We start from the raw sequence: 10,928 nt of genomic DNA on the forward strand, positions 1-10,928 counted from the left end.
TTACCTCCGCCCGCCTCACCCATGCCACCGACTCACATTCCTGGACAGAGTCGATTCTCATTCGTTGGACAGTGTCTATTCTCTAACGGAACTGAGAGACCTTATTCAGCTTCAAAAGCACGATTTTAAATTCTAACGGAACTGAGAGACGTTAATTTAAAGATAAAAGCCGTTAACGAGCCATTGGATATAAATTAAGGGCTCTTATTTCCGTTAAATTTTTTATTGCCTGTTTTTCGGGCAAATAAAGGCTGTGAGTTCCGTTAGAACCGTCCGCGCGGCGAGGCTGGGTTTTTGGGTGGTTAGTATGGTGCATGGTTGGGTAGCGTGGCGTGCGGTTGACATGGTGTGCGGTGGCGTGGTGCGTGTTAGGCGTGTTGTTTGGCCGGCGTGGTAAGTAGTTAGCATGGTATGTGATTGGCGTGCTATGCGGTTGGCGTGGTGCGTAGTTGGCATGGTACGTAGTTAGCGTGGTATGTGGTTGGCGTGCCATGCGGTTGGCGTGGTATGCGGTTGGCGTGGTATGCGGTTGGCGTGGTATGCGGTTGGCGTGGTATGCGGTTGGCGTGGTGCCCGATCGGCTTCGATTCTCTGAGTAACTCCGTCCGATAACCCCCTCTGAGCTGCCGTTACTTCGATTTTCTGAGTAACTTGCCCACATGAGGACTCTGTCGTGTACCCTTCTTCATCAATCGCCTATGCCTTAGACTCGAATCAGGTGATCTCAAAGCAAATCTCTGGATCAACTTGCGAGAATAGAGAAAAATAAGGCGCAGAGCCAAGCTCTGCGCCTTGCTTTAACTATGGAAGTTCGTCCCGTCCGTTACCGCCTTCACGTAACCGGCGCGGACGACGAAATCGCCGAAGTGCTCTCCCTCGCTCCGTTCAACCGCATAGCGGTTGATGATCGGCTTCAGGGTATCGATGATCTCCTCTTCGCCGATGTTCTCGCGGTACATCTTGCTGAGGCGGTCGCCACGGAAGCTGGCGCCCATGTACATGTTGTACTTGCCCGGGGACTTGCCGATGAAGGCGATCTCGCCCAGCGCGGGCCGTGCGCAGCCGTTCGGGCAGCCCGTCATGCGAATGTTGATCTCTTCGTCGCGCAGGCCGGCTTCCTCCAGAATCGGCTCCAGCTTCTCGATGAGCGACGGCAGGTAGCGTTCCGCTTCGGCCATGGCGAGGCCGCAGGTCGGAAGCGCGACGCAGGAGAGCGCGCTGCGGCGAAGCGCCGAGTATTGCGAGCCTTCGCCGATGCCGTATTCCTTCAGGATGGCGGCGATCTTCGTCTTCTTCTGGCTCGTCACGTTCGCGATGACGAGGTTCTGGTTCGCCGTCAGGCGGAAGTCGCCGGTGTGGATCTTCGCGACTTCGCGCAGCGCCGTGCGAAGCGGATAGCCCTCGACGTCCTTGACGCGGCCGGCTTGAACGTACAGGTTCAGGTTCCACTTGCCGTCCTTGCCCTTGATCCAGCCGTAACGATCTCCCGTGTGCTCGAAGCTGAACTCGCGGGCCGGCTGAAGCTTCCAGCCGAGGCGGTCATGCAGCTCGTCCACGAACCATTCCAAGCCATGGCGGTCGATCGTGTACTTGAAGCGGGCGTTCTTCCGCACGGAGCGGTTGCCGTAATCTCGCTGGATCGTGACCGTCTTCTCTGCGACGGCGAGCACCTGATCCGGAGTGACGAAGCCGATCACCTTGGCGAGCTGCGGGTACGTCGCCGTATCCCCGTGGGTCATGCCCATGCCTCCGCCTACGCAGACGTTGAAGCCGACCAGCTTGCCCTTTTCCACGATGGCGATGTAACCCAAATCCTGAGAATAGATGTCCACGTCGTTCGACGGAGGAACCGCGATGCCGATCTTGAACTTCCGCGGCAGGTAGACCGGTCCGTAGATCGGCTCGACCGAGTCGCCCTCGATGCCGTCGCTCTGCGGCAAGCTGTCGAGAACCTTCTCGCCGTCCAGCCAGATCTCATGGTAGGCCGGCGTCTTCGGAGCCAGATGGCTCGTCAGCTGCTGCGCCCAATGGAACACCTCGCCGTGAACCTCGGACTGATAGGGATTCGGGTTGCACATGACGTTGCGGCTGACGTCGCCGCAAGCGGCCAGCGTCGAGAGCAGCGCCTGATTGATCTCTTGGATCGTTTTCTTCAAATTCCACTTTAGCACGCCGTGAAGCTGGAACGCCTGGCGAGTCGTGAGCTTCAGGCTGCCCGTGCCGTACTTGTCGGCCAGCTCATCCATGACGAGCCATTGCTCCGGAGTCGCGACGCCGCCCGGGGTGACAACGCGAAGCATGAACTGGTAGTAAGGCTCCAGCTTCTGCTTCTCCCGCTCGTTGCGATGATCGCGATCGTCCTGCATGTAGCTGCCGTGGAACTTCAGCAGCCGGTTGTCCAGATCGGGCAGGCCGCCCGTGACCCGGTTCGCAAGAGATTCCGTAAGCGAGCCCTTCAGGTAATGACTCTCCCTCTTCAGGTGCTCGACGTCGCTCGGAGGTCCGCCGATCGGCTCCGCCTTGTGGTTCTTCGCCATAGTTGTCAACTCCTTCGATTATGCGATTAATAAACGTCCCGTTGGTAACGGCCTTGTTCTTGCAGTTCGGACAAATATTGCGCGGCAGCCTCGGGAGACTTGTTCCCGTACTGTCCGATAATCGTCAGCAAGGCGGATTGCACGTCATGGGCCATGTGCTTCTCGTCTCCGCAGACGTACACATGAGCGCCGTTCTGCAGCCACTTGTACAGCTCTTCGCCGTTCTCAAGCATGCGATGCTGCACGTACACCTTCTCGTCCGTATCGCGGGAGAAAGCGACGTCGAGCTTCGTCAGTACGCCGTCCTTCAGCATGCGCTGCCAGTCGGTTTGGTACAGGAAGTCGGTGACGAAGTGACGGTCTCCGTAGAACAACCAGGACGGACCCGTTGCGCCCAGCTCTTCGCGATCCTCCATGAAAGCGCGGAACGGAGCGACGCCCGTGCCCGGCCCGATCATGATGACCGGCGTCTCCGGATCGACCGGCGGCTTGAAGTTCGGATTCTGCTGGATAAAAATCGGCAGCGTGTCGCCCGGAACGAGACGTTCGGAAGCATACACCGAGCACACTCCCTTGCGGTCGCGGCCATGCGCTTCGTATTCCACCTTGCGGATCGTCAAGTGCACTTCGTCCGGATGGGAGTTCAGGCTGCTCGCGATCGAGTACAAGCGCGGCGGCAGCTTGCGAAGCAGGTTCGCCAGGTCTCCGGGCGCGAGCGTCCATGGTGAGTAATCCTTCAGCAGATCCAGCAGATCGCGGCCGTCGATGTAAGCCCTCAATTGCTCTTTATTCTCCGGCTTAACCAGCTCCGCGAGCTTCTCGTCGCCCGAGTAAGCGACGGCTTTCTCCAGCAGCGGCTTGGTCAGCACGGTAATCTCGTAATGGTTCAGCAATGCCTTGCGCAGCGGGGACGTCTCGCCGGCCTTGCCGGTCGCGACGGGCTCCTCCGGATTCCACTGCTGGTAAGCGATGATCTCATCAACCAGTGCGGGGTCGTTCTGCGGATAGACGCCGACGGCATCGCCCGGCGAATAGGTCAGGCCGGAGCCCTCCAGCGACAGCTCGATATGGCGGGTCTCGCGGTCCGAATCCCGGCCGTTCAGGTTCAGGCTCTCCAGCACTTCCGCGTGGAACGGATTCGCGCGCGAATATTCCGATTCCCCTGCGGCAGGAGCGGCAGCGGACGCCGCCGTTGCGCCGGCCGCGGAAGCCGTCTGCGCAGAAGCCGCGCTGACTGCCTTGCCTACGGCAGCCAGCCATCCGGAAGCCGCCTCCTCGAAGTCCACGTCGCAGTCGACGCGGTCCGCGATTCGTTCCGCTCCGAGCTCCGCGAGTCTGGCGTCGAAGTCTTGGCCGGTCTTGCAGAAGAATTCGTATGAAGTATCTCCGAGCGCAAGGACGGAGAACTTGATGCCGTCCAGCTTCGGCGCGCGCTTGCTATGCAAGAACTCGTAGAAGGAGATCGCATTGTCGGGCGGATCGCCTTCGCCATGCGTGCTGGCCAGAATGAACAGATGGCCTGCCTTCTTCAGGTTGTTCGTCTTGTACTTGTTCATCGCGGACAGCGTAACCTCGAAGCCTTGGCCCTTCAACTGCTCGGCCAGGCGTCCGGCCAAACGCTGCGCGTTGCCCGTCTGGGAGCCGAACAGGATCGTCGCTTCGCGCGGCCCTTGCGGCACGGCTGCGGCAACGGCTGCCGGCGCTTCCGGTGCTTCGATCGCGGCCGAAGCCTGCAGCGCGGCCCCGGCGTTGCCGCCGGCGCGATAGAAAGTCAGAAATCCGTTCAGCCAATGAATCTGGGCTTCCGTCAGCGTCGGGAGAAGCTTGTTGAGAAGCTCGGCTTGCTCGCTTGTGAACGGACTATTCGTTACATGAAGTTGCAACTGCATCCACCTCGCACGATTCGTTATATATCCGACAACGTCACTATGTTTTCATTGTTTTAATACTACCCTAGACGGAAGCAACCTTCAATGACTTCGGCATGAGTTGTCTATAAGACTTTCTGCAGGATTTATTATTTTTCATTATAAAACGGCCGAACTCGGCAAAAAAAACAGCGCGCCGCGGGATGCGGCGCGCTGCTATCTCACCTAAGGTTAAAGCTCAGCATACGATGTAGGCGAATATATGGAGAGGAAGTTGATCCCTTGTATTATTCGCCTATCTATCGGAATGAAACGAATCCGTCCCAGCCATCGGGTTCTGCAAATGCCGCGAATCCCTCAAGCAATCCGGTTCCCGCTCTGTTTCTAGACCTCGAGAAAGCGCTGAACGGAGAATATTCCGCCATTGCCTGCTACGAGCAGCTAGCTAAGCTGGCTCCGAACGAGGAGCAGCGGAACCGAATTCTCGAGATTCGGAACGATGAGATCCGGCATTACCAGATCATCTCGCAGATGTACGTCACGATGGCCGGCAAGCAGCCCGCTCCGCAGCTGACGGAACCGTGCCCGACCGAGTATAAGGCCGGACTTCTCGCCGCCTTCAAGGACGAGCAAGAGACGGTGGACTTCTACCTCGGCATCACCGACCAGACGAACATCCCTTACGTCAAAGAGACCTTCCGAAGAATCGCGGCCGACGAGCAGAACCATGCGGTGTGGTTTCTCTATCTGCTTATGCAATGCTAATCGAAATCCGAGGCCAGAAGGCCTCGGATTATCTTTATCCTCTCTTCTTGCGCGTCATGACGTCGAAGATAACGGCTGCCGCCAGTACGCCGCCGCGGATCATGTACTGGTACGAGATACCGACGCCGAGCAGGTTCATCCCGTTCGTCAGCGATGCCATGACGATGGCGCCGATGATCGATCCGGTAACCTTGCCGACGCCGCCGGCGGCCGATACGCCGCCGACATATGCGGCGGCAATGGCATCCAACTCGAACAGCGTGCCCGCCGTCGGCGCTGCCGATTGCATCCGCGCCGTGAACAGAATGCCGCTTAGCGCGGAGAGCAGGCCCATTGAGCCGAAAACGATATAGGTAATCTTCTTCACGCTGATCCCGCTGAGATGCGCCGCTTCCGGGTTGCTGCCCACCGCATAGATATGGCGGCCGAGCACCGTCTTCGTCGTCAGGAAGTGATAAATCACGACGACGAGCACCATAATGATGGCCGTCCATGAGAAGCCTTCGTAACCGGCGAGAATCCACGTGATGTACGCGATGATCGCCGAGATAAACACAAGCTTCGCCGCGAACATGCCGCCGGAGAGAACCTCGAAATTGTACTTTTGCTTATTCCGACGATTCTGGAATTCAAAGTAGATGTACAGCAGAATGACGACTAGACCGAGAATCAGCGAGAGCAGCTTCAAGCCCCCGACCTCGGTAATCTCAGGCACATAGCCGTTGCCGAGAGCGTTGAAATGCTCGTTGGCGATGCTGATCGTACCCGTCTTCTCCAATACTTGCTGCAGGGCGCCGCGGAAGATCAACATCGCGGCAAGGGAGGAGACGAATGCCGGAATCCCGACCGAAGCGACCAGTACGCCGTTGAACATTCCGATCACGATGCCGAGCACGAGGACGATCAGGATCGTCAGGTAGACGGGAACGCCGTTCTTTACCATCAGCAGCGCGGCTAACGCTCCCATGAAGCCTGCCGCATAGCCGACAGATAAGTCGATGTGCCGGATGACGATGACGAGCGTCATGCCTACCGCGAGCACGGCGATGTAACCCGTTGCGTCGATCAAATTGCTAATGTTGCGCGAAGAGATGAACAAGCCATCGGTCATGATCGAGAATACCGCGATGATAACGACCAGGGCGATGTACATCCCGTACTCGCGAATGTTGGATTTGAGAAGCGTCCCCGCTTCCTTTAGCAACGTTGGTTGAGGCTGCCTCGCCTCTTGGACAGCGTTGTTCAAATTCATGGTTGTTCCTCCTATTGCGTAGCAAGATGCATAATTTGTTCCTGATCGGCTTCCTGAGCGGACAGTTCGCCTTTGATGCGGCCTTCCGCCATGACGTACACGCGATCGCTCATGCCAAGTACTTCGCCAAGCTCCGACGAGATCATGATGATGCTCATGCCTTCGTCGATCAGCTTGTTCATAATCGTATAAATCTCGAACTTGGCGCCAACGTCGATTCCGCGGGTCGGCTCATCGAGGATGAGCAGCTTGGGACCTACGAACAGCCATTTGCCGAGGGATACCTTTTGTTGGTTGCCGCCGCTCAGGTTGCCGACAAGCTGCTCGATAGAGGGCGCTTTGATATACAGCGAGTCCTTGTAGGAATTCGCGACCTGAATCTCTTCGTTGGCGTTGAGAACTCCCCTGGAAGCGACGCCGCGTAAGTTCGCGGCCGTCAGGTTGCGGCGAATGTCTTGAATGAGGAACAAGCCGTCGCCCTTGCGATCCTCTGTCACATACGCCATCCCCGCCTCAATGGCATGGCTCGTATGCCGGAACGTTGCCGGCTTGCCGTTTACCAGCATCTCCCCCTTCAGCCGATAAGCTCTGGGATTGCCGAAGATGCTTAGCGCGAACTCGGTTCGTCCCGATCCCATCAAACCGGCGATGCCGATGATCTCACCCTTTTTGACATGCAGGTTAACCTCTTTGACGACCGTTCTGGCCAGCTTGGCATCGTACGCGGACCAATTCTTCACTTCGAGAATATTTTCTCCGAACGATTTCTTCGCTCTCTTCGGGTAAATATCTTCGATCTCGCGGCCGACCATGTTCTTGATGATGACGCGCTCCGAAAGCTCTCCTTTGGAAGCGTCGAGCGTGCAGATCGTACGCCCGTCGCGGAGAATCGTCGCCTTGTCCGCAACCGCGATAACTTCCTTAAGCTTGTGCGAGATCATGATGCTGGTAATGCCTTGCTTCTTCAGCTCCCGCAACAAATTAAGCAGATTCTCGCTATCGTTCTCGTTCAAGGCGGCCGTCGGCTCGTCTAATATGAGCAAACGAACGTTTTTACTCAGCGCCTTGGCAATCTCGACAAGCTGCTGCTTGCCTACGCCGAGATCCTTGATCAACGTCTCGGGATTCACGTCCAGCCCGACTTTGGCAAGCATGCTCTTCGCTTGCACGATCGTCTGATTCCAGTCGATCGTGGCGCCGCGTTTGATCTCGTTGCCGGCAAAAATATTTTCGTACACGCTCAGATCCGGAAACAAGGCAAGCTCCTGATAAATGATGCCGATGCCCGCATGCACGCTGTCCGCGATCTTCTCAAACTTCTGCACCTTGCTATCGAGTACAATATCTCCGGAGTACGTTCCGTGCGGATACACGCCGCTAAGCACTTTCATCAGCGTCGATTTGCCTGCGCCGTTCTCGCCGACGAGGAAGTGAATCTCGCCCCGCTCCACCTTGAAGTTGACATCGGACAGCGCCTTGACGCCCGGAAATTCCTTGGAGATCTTGTTCATTTCCAAAATATAGTCACTCATCGTTTGCACTCCTTAGCCAACCAATTCCGCAACTCCCATATCGCCCGTAGATAAAGGAATAGTGATAGACGAATCCATCACTATTCCGCGCGAACTATTCGACGTCCAATTCTTACAGACCCTTGAAGTCAGAAGCTTGGTAGTAACCCGAATCCACAAGTTTCTCCTTGACATTATCCTTATCGACGGAGATAACATCCGTCTGCTTCGACGGAACATCCTTGTTGCCGTTGTTCGATACGCCGTTCGTCTCGACCGTCTTGCCGTCAAGGATGTTCAAGGCTACGCCCATTGCATCCTTAACAAGCGTGCGCACATCCTTGAACACCGTCATCGATTGCTTGCCGTCAATGATGTATTGAATGGAAGACTTATCCGCGTCTTGACCCGTGATCACATAGCTCTTGATCGCGCTGTCGGCAGCGAAGACGTCCGCGATGGAACGGGAGGTGCCGTCGTTCGGAGCCAGGATGGCAACGTCGCCCTTCATGTCTGCGGCAGCGGCCGTAAGGTGCGTCTGCGCCTTGTTCTTCGCTTCGTTCGGATCCCAGAGCGTCGTCACCTGACCGATGATCTTCGCTTCTTCTTCATGCGTCAGCGTCGCCTTGCTTGCAAGAGCCTGCGCTTCGCTGGAATTCGCGATCTTGAACGTGCCGTCCGCGATCTTCGGTTGCAGCACTTCCCAAGAGCCTTCGAAGAATTGGAAGGCATTGTTGTCCGTCGCTGCTCCGGCGTACAGATACAGCGGCTGGCCCGAACCCTTCGCATGATCGACGAGGTATTGCGCTTGCTTCGCGCCAACCGTCTTGCTGTCGAAGGTTACATAGTAATCCACGGCGTCCGTATTCATGATCAAACGGTCATACGAGATAACCGTGATCCCTGCGTCTTTCGCTTTCTTGACCGCCGCTCCCGCCGCCGTTCCATCGAACGGGCAGATGATCAGAACTTTGATGCCTTTGTTGATCAGGGTCTCAACGTTTTCCGCTTCTTTAGCGGAGGAGCCTTCGCTGAACAGAACGCTGGTCGTGTACTTCGAGCCCTTTAGCGCATCCTTGAAGCGCTGTTCGTCCTGAATCCATCTTTCTTCGCTCTTCGTCGGCAGGACGATACCGATGCTGACTTTACTGCTGCTTCCGCTGTCTCCGTTTTTGCTTCCGCAGGCGGCGGCCAGTACGGTGACCAACGCGAGAATCATCAGGACCGATAATGCTTTGAGGCCTTTTTTCATTCTTTTTACCCCTCTCGAAATATTGTCTAATGGCCTAGCAATAACAAATATAGCATCGGACAGGCTCTATGAAAGCGCTGTCGTCTAGCACTCTTTTATGACCTTCTAGACTTTTTTAACCTGGGGCAAGATTAGGAAGGTTGGGCTTCCCACACTTCCGGCCGTTCCCCCGCCATCCCCGCTAATTTGTTGCATCCAGTACCATGCTTCGGACCATCCGCCAGCAATCCCGCCGATTGGCTGCATTCAGTCCCATACCTTAATGAGGAAAATATGTAGGCAGACTGACTACCTTCTTCGATAGACAACTGCGGCGATTGGCGAATGTAAGTAACCGGATTACTTCAGTTCGTGGATAAGTGCTTCTGTTGGTGGAGGAGAGTAACGAAGTTGCCCACATGAGAATATGTGCAGAAATGCGTGGATAGTGTGGCTAAGTTCAGCCGTATGATCTATCCCCAGCATCACCGTAATGACGGAAATGTGTATAACCAAAAATAGCGCCATCCCCGTCCCTCAGGACGAGAATGGCGCTATGGCTTCCCGGTCGTTCCAGTGTGCATAAACGGCTCAAAACAAAGCTATGCTCTATTTCTTTGGCTTCGCTAACTTATACACATCCTCGCGGGAGTGGAAGCCGTCGGCGATGACGGTGTTGTCGATGTTGGAGGTATCTACCGCGATCGGAGATAGCAGCACCGACGGCACTTCAGTCTTGCCGTTGTTGACCTTCTTGTCCGTCTGCACGGACTCGCCGCGCGCGAGCTTGACCGCGAGCTCCGCCGCAGTGTCGGCGAGTTGCTTGATCGGCTTGTACACGGTCATCGTCTGCGTGCCGACGACGATCCGCTGAGCGGCGGCCAGGTCGGCGTCCTGGCCGGCAACCGGAATTTTCCCGGCGAGCCCCGCTTCGGTCAGCGCTTGGACGACGCTGGTCGCAGTGGCGTCGTTCGCCGCGATGACCGCGTCGATCTGATCGCCGTTGGCGCGCAGCGCCTCCCGCATGTTCAGCAGGGCGTTCGCAGGCGCCCAGTCCTTCGTCCACTGATCGTAAACGACCGTAATGTCTCCTCGATCAATCAGCGGTTGGAGCACGTTAAAGACGCCTTGCTTGAACAAGTGGGCGTTGTTGTCCGTATCGGCGCCGCCGATGTACACGTACTTGCCCTTCGGCACCAGCTTGGTAATCGCCCGCGCTTGAAGTTCTCCGACCTTCTCGTTGTCGAAGGAAACATAGAGATCGACCTCGGAGTTCTTGACCAGGCGATCGTAGGCAAGCACCTTGATGCCGGACAAATGGGCTTTCTTGACGATCGCCGCGGTCGCCTCGGCATTGTGAGGGACAATGACAAGGATATCCACGCCTTGTGTGATCAGCGTCTCCGCTTGCGAGATTTGCTTAGCGTCGTCTCCCCCCGCCGCCATAGTGGATACTTCGGCTCCCAAAGCTTCCGCCGTCGACTTGAACAGATCCCTATCCTTCAACCACCGCTCCTCTTGGAACGAATCCAAGGAGAAGCCGATCTTGATTTTCTCGCCTGAGATCTTATGATTTCCGATCGAATCTGCTCCCGGAGACGCCTTGGATGGCATCGACGGTTCCAAATATCTGTTCGAGGTGGTACCTCCGTCGCAAGCCGACAAGACGCACGTCACCCCTAACACAAGCAAGAGGAACCTGGCTTGTTTGAAGCCCTTTCTCATTTGCTGCACTTCCTTTTTTTGCAGAGAATGAATGAGCAG

General features: G+C 56.4%; 7 protein-coding genes. 1 reads left to right on the forward strand and 6 read right to left on the reverse strand.

Annotated elements, in window-relative coordinates; all coding sequences use genetic code 11:
- Positions 1–797: 797 nt before the first annotated feature.
- Positions 798–2,537 carry an assimilatory sulfite reductase (NADPH) hemoprotein subunit gene (cysI, locus tag ELR57_RS26225; RefSeq protein WP_126962632.1) on the reverse strand — a complete coding sequence of 580 codons (1,740 nt, stop codon included), beginning with the start codon at positions 2,535–2,537 and terminating at the stop codon, positions 798–800.
- A 26-nt stretch (positions 2,538–2,563) separates the two neighbouring features.
- Positions 2,564–4,420 (reverse strand): assimilatory sulfite reductase (NADPH) flavoprotein subunit, encoded by a 1,857-nt coding sequence (locus ELR57_RS26230; protein ID WP_126962634.1) that lies wholly within the window; start codon positions 4,418–4,420, stop codon positions 2,564–2,566.
- Between the two features lie 363 nt (positions 4,421–4,783).
- On the opposite strand from ELR57_RS26230, the gene ELR57_RS26235 reads away from it, so the two are divergent.
- The gene (locus ELR57_RS26235; protein ID WP_126962687.1) at positions 4,784–5,170 is read left to right on the forward strand and encodes a ferritin-like domain-containing protein; all 387 of its coding nucleotides are present in this window, start codon (positions 4,784–4,786) and stop codon (positions 5,168–5,170) included.
- Positions 5,171–5,204: 34 nt separating this feature from the next.
- On the opposite strand, the gene ELR57_RS26240 is transcribed toward ELR57_RS26235, so the two are convergent.
- From ELR57_RS26240 to xylF, 4 genes are all read right to left on the reverse strand, one after another.
- Positions 5,205–6,422 carry a sugar ABC transporter permease gene (locus ELR57_RS26240; RefSeq protein ID WP_126962636.1) on the reverse strand — a complete coding sequence of 406 codons (1,218 nt, stop codon included), beginning with the start codon at positions 6,420–6,422 and terminating at the stop codon, positions 5,205–5,207.
- 11 nt (positions 6,423–6,433) lie between these two features.
- Entirely contained in the window at positions 6,434–7,954 is a 1,521-nt protein-coding gene (locus tag ELR57_RS26245) for a sugar ABC transporter ATP-binding protein (protein ID WP_126962638.1), read from the reverse strand.
- 112 nt (positions 7,955–8,066) lie between these two features.
- A complete protein-coding gene (locus ELR57_RS26250) occupies positions 8,067–9,185 on the reverse strand; it encodes a sugar ABC transporter substrate-binding protein (protein WP_126962640.1) in 1,119 nt (372 codons plus the stop codon).
- Positions 9,186–9,773: 588 nt separating this feature from the next.
- A complete protein-coding gene (gene xylF / locus ELR57_RS26255) occupies positions 9,774–10,889 on the reverse strand; it encodes a D-xylose ABC transporter substrate-binding protein (protein ID WP_126962642.1) in 1,116 nt (371 codons plus the stop codon).
- Between the last annotated feature and the right edge of the window lie 39 nt (positions 10,890–10,928).

It is taken from the genome of Cohnella sp. AR92, assembly GCF_003990975.1.
GTDB lineage: Bacteria > Bacillota > Bacilli > Paenibacillales > Paenibacillaceae > Cohnella.